General features: G+C 62.4%; 15 protein-coding genes and 1 tRNA gene. 14 read left to right on the top strand and 2 right to left on the bottom strand.

The window, feature by feature from the left end:
• The first annotated feature begins 134 nt into the window (after window positions 1-134).
• Window positions 135-210, top strand: a tRNA-Thr gene (locus AB5Y81_RS09320).
• A gap of 48 nt (window positions 211-258) precedes the next feature.
• Here the strand turns inward: AB5Y81_RS09320 and AB5Y81_RS09325 are convergent.
• The gene (locus AB5Y81_RS09325) at window positions 259-513 is read right to left on the bottom strand and encodes a hypothetical protein (protein ID WP_010635577.1); all 255 of its coding nucleotides are present in this window, start codon (window positions 511-513) and stop codon (window positions 259-261) included.
• A 92-nt stretch (window positions 514-605) separates the two neighbouring features.
• Here AB5Y81_RS09325 and AB5Y81_RS09330 point away from each other — a divergent pair, with 92 nt between their 5' ends.
• The 12 genes from AB5Y81_RS09330 (at window position 606) to AB5Y81_RS09385 (ending at window position 13,845) form a co-directional block, all read left to right on the top strand.
• Window positions 606-1,871 (top strand): cytosine deaminase, encoded by a 1,266-nt coding sequence (locus AB5Y81_RS09330; protein WP_017780565.1) that lies wholly within the window; start codon window positions 606-608, stop codon window positions 1,869-1,871.
• An 85-nt stretch (window positions 1,872-1,956) separates the two neighbouring features.
• Window positions 1,957-2,334 (top strand): fluoride efflux transporter CrcB, encoded by a 378-nt coding sequence (gene crcB, locus AB5Y81_RS09335; RefSeq protein ID WP_005307266.1) that lies wholly within the window; start codon window positions 1,957-1,959, stop codon window positions 2,332-2,334.
• 65 nt (window positions 2,335-2,399) lie between these two features.
• A complete protein-coding gene (gene ubiE, locus AB5Y81_RS09340; RefSeq protein ID WP_010635575.1) occupies window positions 2,400-3,152 on the top strand; it encodes a bifunctional demethylmenaquinone methyltransferase/2-methoxy-6-polyprenyl-1,4-benzoquinol methylase UbiE in 753 nt (250 codons plus the stop codon).
• Window positions 3,153-3,160: 8 nt separating this feature from the next.
• Entirely contained in the window at window positions 3,161-3,769 is a 609-nt protein-coding gene (locus tag AB5Y81_RS09345) for an SCP2 domain-containing protein (RefSeq protein WP_279485074.1), read from the top strand.
• On the top strand, window positions 3,769-5,409 hold the full coding sequence (gene ubiB, locus AB5Y81_RS09350; protein WP_279485073.1) for a ubiquinone biosynthesis regulatory protein kinase UbiB: 1,641 nt from the start codon (window positions 3,769-3,771) through the stop codon (window positions 5,407-5,409). The genes AB5Y81_RS09345 and ubiB overlap by 1 nt, the downstream gene beginning before the upstream one ends.
• Window positions 5,410-5,450: 41 nt before the next feature.
• Window positions 5,451-5,702: a Sec-independent protein translocase subunit TatA gene (tatA, locus tag AB5Y81_RS09355; RefSeq protein ID WP_005307275.1), complete on the top strand. Its 252-nt coding sequence runs from the start codon at window positions 5,451-5,453 to the stop codon at window positions 5,700-5,702.
• A gap of 3 nt (window positions 5,703-5,705) precedes the next feature.
• On the top strand, window positions 5,706-6,155 hold the full coding sequence (tatB, locus tag AB5Y81_RS09360) for a Sec-independent protein translocase protein TatB (RefSeq protein WP_017780567.1): 450 nt from the start codon (window positions 5,706-5,708) through the stop codon (window positions 6,153-6,155).
• On the top strand, window positions 6,152-6,907 hold the full coding sequence (gene tatC / locus AB5Y81_RS09365) for a twin-arginine translocase subunit TatC (RefSeq protein ID WP_005307280.1): 756 nt from the start codon (window positions 6,152-6,154) through the stop codon (window positions 6,905-6,907). The genes tatB and tatC overlap by 4 nt, the downstream gene beginning before the upstream one ends.
• A gap of 111 nt (window positions 6,908-7,018) precedes the next feature.
• The gene (locus AB5Y81_RS09370) at window positions 7,019-7,804 is read left to right on the top strand and encodes a TatD family hydrolase (RefSeq protein ID WP_017780568.1); all 786 of its coding nucleotides are present in this window, start codon (window positions 7,019-7,021) and stop codon (window positions 7,802-7,804) included.
• Between the two features lie 3 nt (window positions 7,805-7,807).
• Window positions 7,808-8,827, top strand: coding sequence for a porphobilinogen synthase (gene hemB / locus AB5Y81_RS09375; RefSeq protein ID WP_279485072.1), 1,020 nt, complete (start codon window positions 7,808-7,810; stop codon window positions 8,825-8,827).
• 227 nt (window positions 8,828-9,054) lie between these two features.
• Window positions 9,055-11,097, top strand: a complete 2,043-nt coding sequence (gene prlC / locus AB5Y81_RS09380; RefSeq protein ID WP_242761639.1) for an oligopeptidase A — start codon at window positions 9,055-9,057, stop codon at window positions 11,095-11,097.
• Window positions 11,098-11,301: 204 nt separating this feature from the next.
• A complete protein-coding gene (locus AB5Y81_RS09385; RefSeq protein ID WP_368146630.1) occupies window positions 11,302-13,845 on the top strand; it encodes a putative bifunctional diguanylate cyclase/phosphodiesterase in 2,544 nt (847 codons plus the stop codon).
• A 3-nt stretch (window positions 13,846-13,848) separates the two neighbouring features.
• On the opposite strand, the gene AB5Y81_RS09390 is transcribed toward AB5Y81_RS09385, so the two are convergent.
• The gene (locus AB5Y81_RS09390; protein ID WP_279485071.1) at window positions 13,849-14,589 is read right to left on the bottom strand and encodes an ABC transporter substrate-binding protein; all 741 of its coding nucleotides are present in this window, start codon (window positions 14,587-14,589) and stop codon (window positions 13,849-13,851) included.
• Window positions 14,590-14,665: 76 nt separating this feature from the next.
• On the opposite strand from AB5Y81_RS09390, the gene AB5Y81_RS09395 reads away from it, so the two are divergent.
• Entirely contained in the window at window positions 14,666-15,412 is a 747-nt protein-coding gene (locus AB5Y81_RS09395; protein WP_026141452.1) for a class I SAM-dependent methyltransferase, read from the top strand.
• Window positions 15,413-15,437: the final 25 nt, after the last annotated feature.

A 15,437-nucleotide genomic window follows, 5' to 3' on the forward strand; every position in this document is an offset into this window, starting at 1 on the left:
CTGACCCCATGCCGAACTCAGAAGTGAAACGCTGTAGCGCCGATGGTAGTGTGGCATTCGCCATGCGAGAGTAGGACACTGCCAGGCACCCAATTTTAGATTACGCGGTGAGCGTGGTCTTTACCGGTTAGTGTGCTGATATGGCTCAGTCGGTAGAGCGCATCCTTGGTAAGGATGAGGTCCCCAGTTCGATTCTGGGTATCAGCACCATTAAATATTAAAGCCTCCCAATCGGGAGGCTTTTTTGTTTCTGCTTTTTCAATTCATCGATATCTGTCTGGCATCGAGATAGAAACGGGGCTGCCCCGACGCTTCTATCTGGATGGCGGCCACCAGTCGTTCATCGCGCTTGTATTCCCACTGCTTCTCTATCGAGGTCAACGGCGGCTTGCTGATGCCCAGCGTCTGCAGATACTCGTGAAACAAGCCTGCGCTGCCGATCTCGGTCAATCCTGCTTTCATCCCAATCAACTCCCTTTTATTGTTGCTGTCTATCAATAGTAACAGTCTCATATGTATTCAATATGAACGCTTTTCTATCAAATTGATCCAAGCTAAGTTGTGGCTTGAAAAAGCAATTGGCGGCTGAAAAAAGGAAGAAAAACATGCTGATAAAGAACCTGCGCCTGGCCGGCAGGGAGGGGACCTGGCAGATCCTCTGCCAGGATGGCCTGATCCGTGCCATCGAGCCCATGAGCACTCATCTGCTCTCCACCCATGAGCTGGATGGGGAGGAGGGGCTCGCCATTGCCCCCTTTATCGAACCGCACATCCATCTCGATACCACCCAGACGGCGGGCGAGCCGAGCTGGAACCTCTCCGGCACCCTGTTCGAGGGGATCGAACGCTGGGCCGAGCGCAAGGCAATGCTGACCCACGAGGATGTGAAACGGCGCGCCATCCAGACGCTGAAGTGGCAGATCGCCAACGGTATCCAGTTTGTCCGTACCCACGTCGATGTCTCCGATCCCAATCTGGTCGCTCTCAAGGCGATGCTGGAGGTGAGGGAAGAGATGCAGGAGTGGGTGGAGCTGCAGATCGTCGCCTTCCCGCAGGAGGGGATCCTCTCCTACCCGAACGGCAAGGCGTTGCTGGAAGAGGCCCTCAAGCTGGGTGCCGACGTGATCGGCGCCATCCCCCATTTCGAGTTCACTCGGGAATATGGGGTCGAAAGCTTGCACTATGTGTTCGATCTTGCCGAGAAGTATCAGGTTCTGGTCGATGTGCACTGTGACGAGATCGATGATGAGCAGTCCCGCTTCATCGAGACGCTGGCGACCCTGGCCTACGAGCGCGGCATGGGCCAGCGGGTGACCGCCAGCCACACCACCGCCATGCACTCCTACAACGGGGCCTATGCGTCGCGCCTGTTCCGGCTGTTGAAGCTGGCCGACCTCAACTTCGTCGCCAATCCGCTGGTGAATATCCACCTGCAGGGGCGGTTCGACAGCTATCCCAAACGCCGCGGCATCACCCGGGTGAAGGAGATGCTGGCGGCGAACATCAACGTCTGCTTCGGTCACGACGACGTGTTCGACCCCTGGTATCCCATGGGGACGGCCAACATGCTGCAGGTGCTGCACATGGGGCTGCATGTCTGCCAGAGCATGGGGTATGAAGAGATCAACGACAGCCTCAAGCTGATCGGCAGTCACAGCGCCCGCACCCTGAACGTGCAGGATCGCTACGGCATCGAGCTGGGCAAACCGGCCAACCTGCTGATCCTGCCTGCCGAAAACGGCTTCGATGCGGTGCGCCGCCAGGTGCCGGTACGCTACTCCATTCGCCATGGCAAACTGATTGCCGACACCAGGCCGGCCCGCACCACGCTGCACCTGGCGCAGAGCGAACCGGTCGATTTTCGCCGTTGAGCCGAGGGCGTCGATTAATTGCCCTGCTGTCCCCCCGGGTCGACATTTTGCATAATGTCGGCCTGATACTGTGGAGTCTGCTTCCATGCAAACCTGGTTATTTGTTGCTGCCGGCGGGGCCATCGGTGCCTGCCTGCGTTTTGGCATCGCCGAGCTGATGGCGCTGCTGCTGGGGCGCCACTTCCCCTACGGCACCCTGATGGTCAATCTGATCGGTTCCTTCATCATGGGGGTAGCCTACGCCCTCATCCTGCACGGCCACATAGCCGAACACCCGATGAAGCCGCTGCTGATGGTGGGGATCCTTGGTGCCCTCACCACCTTCTCCTCGTTCGCGCTGGATACGGTAGCGCTAGCCCAGCACGGCGCTTATCTCAAGGCGCTGCTCAACATCGGCCTCAACCTGTTTCTCTGTCTGGCCATGGTGGTGCTGGGGATGCAGTTGGTCGCCAGCCGGGTTTAAGGTGTCCGCACGCCATTGGCTCTGGTAAACTGGCGGCCATTCTTTGCTCTATGGGTGTTTAAGGGATGTCAGAACAGACTACGACAACGCATTTTGGCTTTAAAACCGTGGCCGCGACCGAGAAGGAAACCCTGGTCGCCGGCGTCTTCCATTCGGTGGCAGCCAAGTATGATCTGATGAACGATCTGATGTCGTTCGGCATCCACCGCCTGTGGAAGCGCTTCACCATCGACTGCTCCGGTGTGCGCAAGGGCCAGAAGGTGCTGGATCTGGCCGGTGGTACCGGTGATCTGACCGCCAAGTTCTCCCGCATCGTCGGCGAAACCGGTCAGGTGGTGCTGGCCGACATCAACGACTCCATGCTCAAGGTGGGTCGCGACAAGCTGCGCAACCTGGGGGTGGCCAACAACGTCTCCTACGTTCAGGCCAACGCCGAGGCGCTCCCCTTCCCGGACAACCATTTCGACGTCATCACCATTGGCTTCGGCCTGCGCAACGTTACCGACAAGGACAAGGCGCTCGCCTCCATGTTCCGGGTACTGAAGCCGGGCGGCCGTCTGCTGGTGCTGGAGTTCTCCAAGCCGGTGAGCGAAGTGATCGCCAAGCTCTATGACCTTTACTCCTTCAAACTGCTGCCGAAAATGGGCGAAATCGTCGCGAACGACAGCGAAAGCTACAAATACCTGGCGGAATCCATCCGCATGCACCCGGATCAGCAGACCCTGGCCGGCATGATGGAAAATGTCGGTTTCGAGCAGGTGGAGTTCTACAACCTGACCCAGGGCGTGGTAGCCCTGCACCGCGGTTACAAGTTTTAAGGTCGCCTATGCCGATGGATGCCATGGTCACTGCGGTGATCGAAACCAGCCTCAACCGGCTGCTGGAACTGGACAAGCAGAGCCCCGAGCGGCTGCGCAAGCTGGCGGGCAAGGTACTCAAGCTGGAGCTGCGCGAGCTCAAGCCGCTCTGGTTCGTCTTCTCCGGGCGCCGGCTGGATGTGCTGGCCAAGTTTGAAGGGGAGGCCGATGCGGTGCTGAGCCTCTCCCTGACCGCGCTCGGCCTGCTCAAGGATCCCTCCTCTCTGACCCGCTATATCCGCGAGGAGAAGCTGGATCTGAGCGGCGACCCCCAGCTGGTGCAGGCGTTCAGCGTGCTGCTGGGTGAGCTCGACATTGACTGGGAAGAGGAGCTGTCCCGCTACACCGGCGACGTGCTGGCCCACACCCTGCTACGTGGTGCTCGTCAGGCGCATCGCTTGCTGGGCCGTGAGCTGTGCCGCAGCCAGCGTCAGCTGGCCGAGTATCTGACCGAAGAGATCCGGATTGCGCCGGGTCCGCTGGAAGTGGCCAGCTTCAACGACGATGTCGAGCAGCTGGCGCAACAGATGAAAGCGGTCGAGCTGCGGCTGGCCCGCTTCGAACAGCGGGTAGCCTGATGACACCGAAGGAGTTCAAGCGCCTCTATCGCATCATCAGCATCCTGCTGGAGCAGGGCATCGACGAGCTGGTGCCCGCCCGTTATCAGCCCTGGCCCGGCCGGCTGGCCCGCCGCAGCCTGTTCTGGCTCAAGAACAAGCGCCAGGAGCTGAGCCGCGGTGCCCGTATCCGGCTCGCCTTCGAGGCGCTCGGCCCCATCTTCATCAAGTTCGGTCAGATGCTCTCGACCCGGCGCGATCTGCTGCCGCCTGACATCGCCGAGGAGCTGGCTCTGCTGCAGGACAGGGTGCCCCCCTTCTGCGGTCAGGCCGCCCGTCGCCAGATCGAGGCGAGCCTGGGCTGTACCATCGAGACCCTGTTCGACGACTTCGACGAGACGCCGCTGGCGTCCGCCTCCATCGCCCAGGTGCATACCGCCAGGCTGAAGGAGAACGGCCGCGAGATCGTGATCAAGGTTATCCGCCCCGACATCGAGCCGGTCATCGAGGCCGACCTGCGGCTGATGCTGGCGCTGGCCCGCCTGGTGGCCCGTTTCGTGCCCCAGAGCGGACGACTGCGCCCCATCGAGGTGGTGGAGGAGTATCGCAAGACCATCCTCGACGAGCTCAACCTGATGCGGGAGGCGGCCAACGCCATCCAGCTGCGCCGCAACTTCACCGGCTCAGAGGCGCTCTACGTGCCCGAGGTGTTCACCGAGCACTGCCGCGAGCAGGTGCTGGTGATGGAGCGGATCTACGGCATTCCGGTCTCCGACATCGCGGCGCTGGAGGCCAACGGCACCAACATGAAGCTGCTGGCCGAGCGCGGGGTGGAGGTGTTCTTCACCCAGGTGTTCCGCGACAGCTTCTTCCACGCCGACATGCACCCGGGCAACATCTTCGTCTCCTATGAACATCCGGAGAATCCACTCTGGATCGGCATCGACTGCGGTATCGTCGGCACCCTCAACCGGGAAGACAAGCGCTACCTGGCGGAGAACTTCCTCGCCTTCTTCAACCGCGACTATCGCCGGGTGGCCGAGCTGCACGTGGAGTCCGGCTGGGTGCCGCCCGATACCAAGGTGGACGAGTTCGAGTTCGCCATCCGCACCGTGCTGGAGCCCATCTTCGAGAAACCGCTGTCCGAGATCTCCTTCGGCCACGTGCTGCTCAACCTGTTCAACACCGCGCGTCGCTTCAACATGCAGGTGCAGCCGCAGCTGGTGCTGCTGCAGAAAACCCTGCTCTATGTGGAAGGGCTGGGTCGCCAGCTCTATCCCCAGCTGGATCTGTGGCAGACCGCCAAACCCTATCTGGAAAACTGGATGTACCAGCAGGTGGGGCCCAAGGCGGTGTGGACAGCCATCAAGGAGAAGGCGCCATTCTGGGCGGAGAAGCTGCCGGAACTGCCGGAGCTGGTCTACGAGACCCTGCGCCAGACCCGCCATCAACAGCACCATTTCGACCAGATGTTCGCCGAGTTCCGCCGTCACAGTCGTCGGCAGGGACAGGCTCGCTACCTCTTAGGGGTTGGAGCCAGCCTGCTATTGGCCGGTGTATTCTTGCTGACCCAAAAACAACACATTGAGTGGGGACAAATCAGCCTCGCCGGCACCGGGTTATGCTGGCTGCTGGGTTGGTTGCGGACCCGTTCCCATTAAATAAACCGCGCCAGCGGGCGCCTGTCCTGGAGATAAAAATCATGGGTGGTATCAGTATTTGGCAATTGTTGATCATCGCAGTCATCGTCGTGCTGCTGTTTGGTACCAAGAAGCTGCGTGGCATCGGTGGTGATCTGGGCGCCGCGGTCAAGGGTTTCAAGAAGGCACTCTCCGACGAGCCGAGCGATGCCAAGTCCGAGCAGAAGGATGCCGAGTTTCCGCCGAAGCAGCTGAACGAAGCGGCCGGCCAGCCTAGCGATGCCGCCAAGCAGAAAGATAAAGATCAGGCCTAAGCCATGTTCGATATCGGTTTCTGGGAGCTGGTTGTCATTGGTGTCGTCGCCCTGGTGGTGCTCGGCCCCGAGCGGCTGCCCGTGGCGATCCGTACCGCCAGCCACTGGATCAGACTGATCCGCAGCACCGCCAACTCGGTCAAGGCCGAGCTGGAGCAGGAGCTCAAGTTGCAGGATCTGCACAACGACCTGAAGAAGGCCGAACAGCTGCAGATGAACAACCTGAGCCCCGAGCTGCAGGAGTCTATCGAGCAGCTGAAAGCGGCCGCACAATCGGTGACCCGTCCATACGAACAGCAAAACACCATCCATCCCGCACCGGCATCGGCCGAGGTGAAGGAGGAATCTGTGCCGCCAGCCGCCGAGGTGGCCGCGCCGGAACAGACTGCGATCGTGGATGAGCGCCCCGGTGCCCAGCCACGTACCGAACAAGGGGAGGTGAAGCAGCCATGAGTCAGGCCGAGCAACCTCTGATCAGCCACCTGGTAGAGCTGAGAACGCGCCTGCTGCGTTCCATCACCGCCATCCTGCTGGTGTTCATCGCGCTGATCTACTTCTCCAACAACATCTACGACTTCGTGGCCCAGCCGCTGCTCAGCCAGCTGCCGGAAGGGACCAGCATGATAGCGACGGACGTGGCGACGCCCTTCCTGACGCCCATCAAGCTGACCCTGGTGGTCTCCTTCTTCGTGGCGATCCCCTATCTGCTCTACCAGGCCTGGGCCTTCATCGCCCCCGGTCTGTACCAGCATGAACGGCGTCTCATCATGCCGCTGGTCGCCTCCAGTGCCGTGTTGTTCTACGCCGGCATGGCGTTTGCCTACTACGTGGTGTTCCCGCTGGTGTTCGGTTTCTTCACCAGCACCGCGCCCGCCGGAGTAACGGTGGCGACCGACATCGCCAGCTATCTGGACTTCGTGCTGACCCTGTTCTTCGCGTTCGGGGTGGCGTTCGAAATTCCGGTGGCCACCATACTGCTGTGCTGGACCGGGGTGACCACCCCCAAGAGCCTGAAGGAGAAACGTCCCTACGTCGTCGTCGGGGTGTTCGTGGTCGGCATGCTGTTGACGCCGCCCGATGTCTTTTCCCAGACCCTGCTCGCGATCCCCATGTGGGCTTTGTGGGAGATAGGTCTGTTCTTCGCCCGCTTCTACGTGAAGAAAGAGGACGAGGAGCAACAGGAATCAACGGAAGAGGGGAGCTGAGGCTCCCTTCCTCTTTTCATGCTCCCGTTCGAAGCGTATGGTAAGGCCCCATCGAGTAGATGGTTTTCAAATACCTGATATGTATTCCTTTTGTTCGGACCCGCTGACCCCATGATCGACATAGGTGTAAACCTGACCAGCAGCCAGTTCGCCGATGAACAGGCCGATCTGGTGGCTCGCGCCCGCGCCGCCGGGGTGGAGGCGCTGATCCTGACCGGCACCGATCTGATCGGCAGCCGCGAGAGCGCCACCCTGGCCGCCCGCTGGCCTGGCTACTGCTTTTCCACCGCCGGGGTCCACCCCCACGACGCCAAAAGCGTCGATGAGGCGACCCTGCCCGCCCTGCGCGAGCTGGCGGCGCTGCCACAGGTGGTGGCCATCGGCGAATGCGGTCTCGACTACAACCGTGACTTCTCGCCCCGTCCGGTGCAGGACGCGGTATTCGATTCCCAGCTGGCGCTGGCCGCCGAGCTCGGGATGCCGGTGTTTCTCCATTGCCGCGATGCCCACGCCCGTTTCATCGAGATCCTGCGCCCCTGGCTGCCCAAGCTGCCGGGGGCCGTGCTGCACTGCTTCACCGGCTCCGATGAGGAGCTGGACGAGTGTCTGGCGCTGGGGCTGCATATCGGGGTGACCGGCTGGCTCTGCGACGAACGCCGTGGTCAGCAGCTGCGCGAGCAGGTGGCCCGCATTCCGGCCGGCCGGCTGATGATAGAGACGGACTCCCCCTACCTGGTGCCGCGGGATCTGAAACCAAGACCCAAACGAAACGAGCCCGCTTTTTTGCCGCACATCGCCCAGGTGGTGGCGGCCTGCCGTGGTGAAGCGCCCGAGGCCTTGCTGGCCCATACCCGGGCCACCTCCGCCGCGTTTTTCCAACTTCCTCTTTTGGAGTGACTCATGGCTACAACTCTTCCAGGCGCCTTTCCGGGCCGCCGCCTGCGCCGGGTGCGCAAACATGATTTCAGCCGTCGTCTGGTGCGCGAGAACGTACTGACCGCCAATGATCTCATCTACCCCGTGTTCGTGCTGGAGGGGGAAAACCGCCGTGAAGCCGTCCCCTCCATGCCGGGGGTGGAGCGTCTCTCCATCGACCTGTTGCTGGAGGAGGCCGCCGAACTGGTGGCACTCGGCGTGCCTGCCATCGCCCTGTTCCCGGTCACCCCGCTGGAGCAGAAGAGCCTGCTGGCGGAAGAGGCCTACAACCCGGACGGGCTGGCCCAGCGCACAGTGCGTGCCTTGAAGGCCCGCTTCCCGGAGCTGGGGGTCATCACCGACGTGGCGCTCGACCCGTTTACCACCCACGGTCAGGACGGCATCATCGATGATGAAGGCTATGTGCTGAACGACATCACCACCGAAATCCTGGTGAAACAGGCGCTCTCCCATGCTGCCGCCGGGGTCGATATCGTGGCGCCGTCCGACATGATGGATGGTCGTATCGGTGCCATTCGCGCGGCGCTGGAAGAGAACGGCTTCATCAACACCCAGGTCATGGCCTACTCCGCCAAGTACGCTTCCTGCTACTACGGCCCGTTCCGCGACGCGGTCGGCTCGGCCGGCAACCTCGGCAAGAGCAACAAGGCCACCTATCAGATGGATCCGGCCAACAGCAACGAAGCCCTGCACGAGGTGGCGCTGGATATCCAGGAAGGGGCCGACAGCGTGATGGTCAAGCCGGGCATGCCCTATCTGGACGTGATCCGCCAAGTGAAGGATCAGTTCGGCGTGCCGACCTTTGCCTACCAGGTGAGCGGCGAGTACGCCATGCACATGGCGGCGATCCAGAACGGCTGGCTGAAGGAGAAGGAGAGCATCATGGAGTCCCTGCTCTGCTTCAAGCGGGCCGGGGCCGACGGCATCCTCACCTACTTCGCCAAGCGCGTGGCGCAGTGGCTGAAGGAAGATGCCCGGGCCTGATGGCAGGACGCCTTCTATGCAATGCAGACAATGCCGGCCCCGGGGCCGGCATTGTCGTTTCTGGGAGGCTATCTGGTCGTTTTGCGCGCAGCTTTTGACCAAATGTGGGCCGCGGCCCTCGCTCTCGATGGCAAAGGCTTGATTAATGGGGTTTCTGCCTACATCTTAGGTAGTCCAAGCAAGCTTCTGGACGGCAGGGGCTGTAGAGAATTTAGAGGTATTGCCGGATGACTAACCCTTTGCTGACTATGGACTCGCTGCCCCCGTTCAGCCAGATCCAGCCCGACCAGGTACAGCCTGCCGTGACGCAGGCCATTGCCGATTGCAAACAGAAGATCAGCGATGTGCTGGCCCAGCGCGAGCCCCATACCTGGGACAGCCTGATCGCCCCGCTGGAAGAGGTAAATGACCGTCTGTCCCGGATCTGGTCGCCGGTCAGCCACCTCAACTCCGTGCTCAACAGCGAGGCGCTGCGCGAGGCCCACGACGCCTGCCTGCCGCTGCTGTCCGAATTCCAGACCTATGTCGGCCAGCACGAAGGGCTCTATCAAGCCTACCTGGCTCTCTCCGAGAGCGACGATTTCCCCCTGCTGAGCGCCGCCCAGCGCAAGGAGATCCAGAATACCCTGCGCGATTTTCGCCTGTCCGGCATCGGCCTGCCCGCCGAGGCACAGCAGCGCTACGGCGAGATCCAGGCCCGCCTCTCCGAGCTGGCCTCCCGTTTCAGCAACAACGTGCTGGACGCGACCCAGGGGTGGAGCAAGCTGGTTACCGACGAGGCCGAGCTGGCCGGGCTGCCGGAGAGTGCACAGGCCGCCGCTCGCCAGCTGGCCGAGCTGAAGGGCAAGGAAGGCTGGCTGTTCACTCTGGACATCCCCTCCTACCTGCCGGTGATGATGTATGCCGACAACCGCGCCCTGCGCGCCGAGCTGTACGAGGCCTTCACCACCCGTGCCTCCGACCAGGGCCCCAATGCCGGCAAGTGGGACAACTCCGCCATCATGACCGAGCTGCTCACCCTGCGCCGCGAGCTGGCCCAGCTGCTCGGCTTTGCCAACTACGCCGAGCTCTCCCTTGCCACCAAGATGGCGGACAAGCCGGAGCAGGTGGTGAACTTCCTCACCGATCTGGCGCGCCGCTCCCTGTCGCAGGGCAAGGCCGAGCTGGAAGAGATCCGCGCCTTCGCCAGCGAACAGCACGGCCAGAGCGAGCTGGCGGCCTGGGATATCCCCTATTACGCCGAGAAGCTCAAGCAGCACAAGTTCTCCATCTCCGACGAGCAGCTGCGCCCCTACTTCCCCGCCAGCAAGGTGGTGAAAGGGCTGTTCGAGGTGGTCAAGCGGGTGTTCGGCATGAAGGTGCGCGAGCGCCTCGGCATCGACACCTGGCACCCGGACGTGCGCTTCTACGACATCTTCGATGCCGAGGATGAGCTGCGTGGCAGCTTCTACCTCGACCTCTATGCCCGCGAGCACAAGCAGGGCGGTGCCTGGATGGATGTCTGCCTGGGTCGTCGCTACCGTCAGGACGGTTCGCTGCAAAAGCCGGTGGCCTACCTGACCTGCAACTTCAACGGCCCGGTGGACGGCAAACCCGCCCTGTTTACCCACAACGAAGTGGTCACCCTGTTCCACGAGTTCGGTCACGGCATTCACCACATGCTGACCCGGATCGACGTGGCCGGCGTGGCCGGTATCAACGGCGTGGCCTGGGACGCGGTGGAGCTGCCGAGCCAGTTCCTCGAGAACTGGTGCTGGGAGTCCGAGGCACTGGCCTTCATCTCCGGCCATCACGAAACCGGCGAGCCGCTGCCTGCCGATCTGCTGGAGAAGATGCTGACCGCCCGCAACTTCCAGGCGGCCATGCAGATGCTGCGCCAGCTGGAGTTCGCCCTGTTCGACTTCCGTCTGCACCAGGAGTTTGACCCGGCCAATGCGGATCAGATCCCGGCGCTGCTGGACGAGGTGCGTCGCGAGGTGGCGGTGATGACGCCGCCGGCCTTCAACCGCTTCCAGCACAGCTTCTCCCACATCTTCGCCGGCGGTTATGCGGCGGGCTACTACAGCTACAAGTGGGCGGAAGTGCTCTCCGCCGACGCCTTCTCCCGCTTCGAGGAGGAGGGGATCTTCAACCCAGTGACCGGCCACTCCTTCCTGAAAAACATCCTGGAGAAGGGCGGTTCCAAGGAGCCGATGGAGCTGTTCCGCGCCTTCCGTGGCCGTGAGCCTCAGGTGGATGCCTTGCTGCGCCACAGCGGGATTGCCGCATGAGGCTGCAGGCCCCGCCAGGCGTGAGCTTCAAGCAGGTACACCTCTGCCACAGAGTGCGATCACCGCGTGATTTTTGAGATAAAAAGGGACCTTTTGGTCCCTTTTCTCAAGGCATTTTAATATCTTGCGGATAGCATGTTTGCACTGTTCCCGCCTCTTCAGTAGAGTCGGGGTCTACCTTCCAAGGAGAGAAAGAACCTTGCCATGAGGCGAGCACTCGAGTCTGTCTATCAAATCATCTCAAGTCTGTCTCATTCGAGTGGTCAGGGATATTTCGATACCTTTGTGAGTGAAATCGCAGCAGCGGTGGGGGCCGACTTCGTCCTTATTTCGGGTAGGGATCAAGCGGGGCTCTCCTGCAAGGTGCATGCAACCTATCCCGCCTCTCTCGATACGATCCGCTTCAGTTTTCCGGTCAGCGCCACCCTGGGGGAGATCACCCTGCAGGAGGGCGAGGCCTGGTTCAGCGATCGGGTACAGCAGCTGTTCCCCCACGCCGCCGTGTTGCAGGCCTGGCAGATCCAGGCCTATGCCGGCATCGCCCTCAAGAGTGCGCAAGGGGAGACAGTGGGCATCTGCAGCCTGCTGTTCAAGCGGCCGCTCACCAACATGGACAAGGTGATGGGCCTGCTGCGCCTGCTGGCTCCGCTGGCCGGACGCGAACTGGCGCTGATGCTGCAGCAGCCGGCGCCGCCCCAGCCCGAGTACCACGATTTTCTGCACACCATGATGTCCCACGCCCCGGTGGGGATCGGCAAGCTCGATCTGGACGGCAAGATCCTCTGGACCAATCCGGCCATCGAAAAGATGCTGGGCTACAGCCAGGAGGAGCTGGTTCATCGCAACGCCGCCGAGCTCAATCATCCGGAAGACTGGCTGCGCAGCGTCGCCTGCTATGAAGAGCTCAGGCGCGGCGAGCGTACCGCCTTCACCCAGGAGAAGCGTTACCTGCACCGTGACGGCCAGCTGCTGTGGGGGCGGGTCACCGTCACTCTGGTGCGGGACGACCAATTGCAGCCCGACTACCTGATGGTGGTGCTGGAGAACATAGACCCCCTCAAACGTCACGCCGAGCAGCTCAAGCTCTCCCACCGGGTCTACGACAACCTGTCAGAGGCGATCTTGGTGTGCGACGCCGACAGTCGCATCATCTCGGTCAACCCGGCGTTCGAACAGATCACCGGCTACAGCGAGGAGGAGGTGTGCGGCCAGCGCCCCAGCCTGCTCAAGTCCGGCCTGCACGATCAGGCCTTCTACGCCGACATGTACCACGCGCTGGAGCGGGTGGGGGTGTGGCGCGGCGAGGTGTGGAACAAGCGCAAGAACGGCAAGCTCTACCCCCAGCAGCTGATGATCAGCACGCTGCGGGAAGGGGGGCGCATCAGCCAGTACATCGCCATCTTCAGCGATCTCTCCCAGACCAAGCTTGCGGAGCAGAAGATCGCCGCCCAGGCCAACTACGACAATCTCACCGGGCTGCCCAACCGCTGGCTGTTCGGCCGCTGCCTCAGCCGCTTCTGCGAGCGGGGCGAGCGCTTCGCGCTGATGGTACTCGACCTCAACAACTTCAAGGCGGTCAACAACAGCATGGATCACCACGCCGGTGACGCCCTGCTGCGGGAGGTGTCGGATCGGCTGGTGAGCCGGGTGCGCACCGAAGATCTGGTGGCCCGCATTGGCGGCGACGAGTTCGCCTTCCTGGTGCCCGGCATCGTCAACCGCCGCCAGGCCGAGGTGTTTGCCAAGCAGGTGGTCGGCGGCTTCGCTCGCCCCTTCATGCTGGCCAACCAGCACCTCTACGTGACGGCCACCATCGGCATCACCCTCTGCCCGGGCGACGGGCTGGAGAGCGACGAGCTGCTGCGCAACGCCGAGCAGGCGCTGTTTGCCGCCAAGCGGCAGGGACGGCTGCTCGGCAGCTACTGCGCCTCCATGCGCGAAGAGGTGCGCCAGCGTCACCAGATGCAGCAGGATCTGGCGGAGGCGATCAAGCTCGAGCAGCTGACCATGGCCTACCAGCCGATCTGGGACAACCGTAGCGGCCGGGTCGCCAAGCTGGAGGCGCTGGTGCGCTGGTATCACCCGCACTGGGGTCAGGTGTCGCCGGCGGACTTCATCCCGCTGGCGGAGGAGGCCGGGCTCATCCAGGGGCTGGGGGCGCTGGTGCTGTGGCAGTCGTGCCGGGATCTGGCGCGGCTGCAGCAATCCGGCTTCCCGGATCTGCAGATGTCGATCAACCGTTCCACCCTGGAGTTCCAGACCATAGATCCGGAGGCGAGCGAGTGGCTCAAGGTGATCCACCACTTCGGGCTGGATCCGGCGGACATCGTCATCGAGATCACCGAATCCCTGCTGATGGAGACCAGCGATCAGCACAGGGTGCGGATCGATGCCCTGCGCGAGGCAGGCTGCAAGCTGGCCATCGACGACTTCGGCACCGGCTACTCGGCGCTCAATTATCTGCGCAACTTCCCGGTGGACCTGGTGAAGATCGACCGGGCCTTCGTGCGCCACATCCCGTTCAACGAGCAGGACCGGCTGCTGCTGGACGGCATCATCAACATAGTGCACAACCTTGGCATGCAGGTGGTGATCGAGGGGGTGGAGACCCGCGAGCAGCTCAACTTCCTCTGTCAGAAGGGGTGCGCCTTCACCCAGGGTTATCTGCTGAGCCGGCCGCTCGCCTACGACGACCTCACCGAGTATTTGCAGCTCAACGACAAGAGCATGTTCCTGCAGACCAGCTGACCCTTACTGCGCCGCTTTCATCCTCTCCTGTTTCTCCTTCAGTGTCCGGTAATCCTCCCCGAGATAGCGCAGATAGATGCGATCCAGCACCCCTTCGTCCAGCATCTGCTGCAGAGCCTTGTTGTAGGCGGGCAACAGGTCTGCCTTCTGCTTGCCGAAGCAGAGGTAGAGCGGGGTCGAGTCGAGGAAGGGGGTGAGCGCGCGGATCTTGACGTCCTGCTCTCTGGAGAGAATGGGGGCTGAGAAGTAATCCAGCACTATCAGGTCGACCCGGCTCTTCTCCAGCATCAGCAGCAGCTGCTTGTCGGAGTGGGCCTTGATGGGCACCCAGCCGGTGAAGTGCTTGATCCTGTCGGTGTAGTCATAGCCCCTGACCATCCCCACTTTCAGCCCCTTGGCCATCTCCCACGAGAAGGTTTGCAGCGGGCTGTCGCTGCGCACATAGGAGGCCAGCGGGTAGAAGGCGGTGGCAAGATCGGAGTGGTAGCAGCCGGGGAGGGGCGCGTTGTCGAGAATGCCGTCCGCCAGCTCGGTGTTGACGTACTGTTCGCAGCGTCCCCACGGCAGTTCGAGCAGGGTGAGCTGCATGCCGAGGCGGTGTGCCACCTCTTGATGGATCTCGACCGATATGCCCTCCATCAGCTTGCCCTGTTCGGCGTAGGAGAAGGGGGGCCAGTCAACGCCGCAGACCTTGAGCTGGCCACCGCTCTGGGCGGCAAGCAGCAGGGCGATAAGCAGGTGCATGGGGTTTCCTCCCTACAGCGGCGCAAAGGGGCTGTGATACACTCGGTTCACTGAACTTAGAATGCATCCAGAGCCCATGCAAATCCTCCTCGAAGACCCCGCCAAGGCGGCCCAGGCAGAAGCCCTGAGCAGCCAGCTTGACCAGATCGACCTGCCCCAGTTTGCCCTGGTGTTCACCCCGCAACGGCTGGAGCTGCGCAAGCTGGACGAACCCAAGCTGGGCGCCGTCTACGTGGATTTCGTCGAAGGGGCGGTTGCTCATCGTCGCAAGTTCGGCGGTGGCCGTGGCCAGTCCATCGCCAAGGCGGTGGGGCTCAAGGCGGGCGCCATGCCGACCGTGGTGGATGCCACCGCCGGGCTGGGGCGGGATGCCTTCGTGCTCGCCTCCCTCGGTTGCAAGGTGACCATGATTGAGCGCAGCCCCGTGGTGGCCGCTCTGCTGCAGGACGGGTTGGCACGCGCCGCGCAGGATCCCGAGATCGGCCCCTGGGTGCGCGAGCGGATGCAACTGCTGCACGGCCCTGCGGTGGAGACCCTGCTGGGGTTGGCCGAGCGGCCGGATGTTATCTACCTCGATCCCATGTTCCCCCACAAGCAGAAGTCGGCGCTGGTGAAAAAAGAGATGCGGGTGTTCCAGTCGCTGGTGGGGGCGGATCTCGACGCCGATGCCCTGCTGCCGGCGGCGCTCACCATGGCGGACCGGCGGGTAGTGGTGAAGCGGCCGGACTACGCCGGCTGGCTCAACGAGCAGAAGCCGAGCATGGCCATCGAGACCAAGAGCAACCGCTTCGATGTCTACGTGATGGCAGCGTTGGCGGGGTAACGCCGCACGCGAGGGATATAAAGAA

This window comes from Aeromonas sp. s2 (assembly GCF_040907935.1).
Taxonomy (GTDB): Bacteria; Pseudomonadota; Gammaproteobacteria; order Enterobacterales; family Aeromonadaceae; genus Aeromonas; species Aeromonas dhakensis.

Coding starts and splice junctions, on each gene's coding strand:
- AB5Y81_RS09325 (WP_010635577.1), bottom strand. CDS start 513: ATGAGACTGTTACTATTGATAGACAGCAACAATAAAAGGGAGTTGATT.
- AB5Y81_RS09330 (WP_017780565.1), top strand. CDS start 606: ATGCTGATAAAGAACCTGCGCCTGGCCGGCAGGGAGGGGACCTGGCAG.
- crcB (WP_005307266.1), top strand. CDS start 1,957: ATGCAAACCTGGTTATTTGTTGCTGCCGGCGGGGCCATCGGTGCCTGC.
- ubiE (WP_010635575.1), top strand. CDS start 2,400: ATGTCAGAACAGACTACGACAACGCATTTTGGCTTTAAAACCGTGGCC.
- AB5Y81_RS09345 (WP_279485074.1), top strand. CDS start 3,161: ATGCCGATGGATGCCATGGTCACTGCGGTGATCGAAACCAGCCTCAAC.
- ubiB (WP_279485073.1), top strand. CDS start 3,769: ATGACACCGAAGGAGTTCAAGCGCCTCTATCGCATCATCAGCATCCTG.
- tatA (WP_005307275.1), top strand. CDS start 5,451: ATGGGTGGTATCAGTATTTGGCAATTGTTGATCATCGCAGTCATCGTC.
- tatB (WP_017780567.1), top strand. CDS start 5,706: ATGTTCGATATCGGTTTCTGGGAGCTGGTTGTCATTGGTGTCGTCGCC.
- tatC (WP_005307280.1), top strand. CDS start 6,152: ATGAGTCAGGCCGAGCAACCTCTGATCAGCCACCTGGTAGAGCTGAGA.
- AB5Y81_RS09370 (WP_017780568.1), top strand. CDS start 7,019: ATGATCGACATAGGTGTAAACCTGACCAGCAGCCAGTTCGCCGATGAA.
- hemB (WP_279485072.1), top strand. CDS start 7,808: ATGGCTACAACTCTTCCAGGCGCCTTTCCGGGCCGCCGCCTGCGCCGG.
- prlC (WP_242761639.1), top strand. CDS start 9,055: ATGACTAACCCTTTGCTGACTATGGACTCGCTGCCCCCGTTCAGCCAG.
- AB5Y81_RS09385 (WP_368146630.1), top strand. CDS start 11,302: ATGAGGCGAGCACTCGAGTCTGTCTATCAAATCATCTCAAGTCTGTCT.
- AB5Y81_RS09390 (WP_279485071.1), bottom strand. CDS start 14,589: ATGCACCTGCTTATCGCCCTGCTGCTTGCCGCCCAGAGCGGTGGCCAG.
- AB5Y81_RS09395 (WP_026141452.1), top strand. CDS start 14,666: ATGCAAATCCTCCTCGAAGACCCCGCCAAGGCGGCCCAGGCAGAAGCC.